This window comes from Paenibacillus forsythiae T98 (genome assembly GCF_000520735.1).
Taxonomy (GTDB): Bacteria; Bacillota; Bacilli; order Paenibacillales; family Paenibacillaceae; genus Paenibacillus_AQ; species Paenibacillus_AQ forsythiae.
In genome coordinates, this window is record NZ_ASSC01000721.1 from 1 (window position 1) to 344 (window position 344).

Here is a 344-nt window from a genome sequence, read left to right on the forward strand (position 1 = left end):
ACCGCCGCCTTGTAGCCGCTTCTGTTCTTCTCTGCGACATGCCGCTCGACCGCCTGATGGTAGAAGGGCAGCAGCAGCTCCGGCGCGTTCTTCTCCAGCGGCTGAAGCTCCCGCACCCGGAAATCCGCGGGATCTCTGCCGGAGCTGAGCTGGTAATCCATCCACTGCCGCCAGCGGCCATGCGCCAGCAGCTTCTCCGCGTAGATGCCGCCGCTTAACGGAAGCATGTCTGCCAATACGCGCCACATTAGCGGCTCGGCATCCGGCAGAAGCCGGACAGCCTGCTCCCAGTGCCGGGCGTAGCTGTCCAGGCTGTGGCGGTAATGGCCGCGAAGCAGCCCGCC

1 pseudogene is annotated in these 344 nt (G+C 65.7%); it reads right to left on the bottom strand.

From position 1 onward, the window contains the following. Positions 1-344: pseudogene (locus L692_RS33125) on the bottom strand (SWIM zinc finger family protein); the annotation flags it as partial.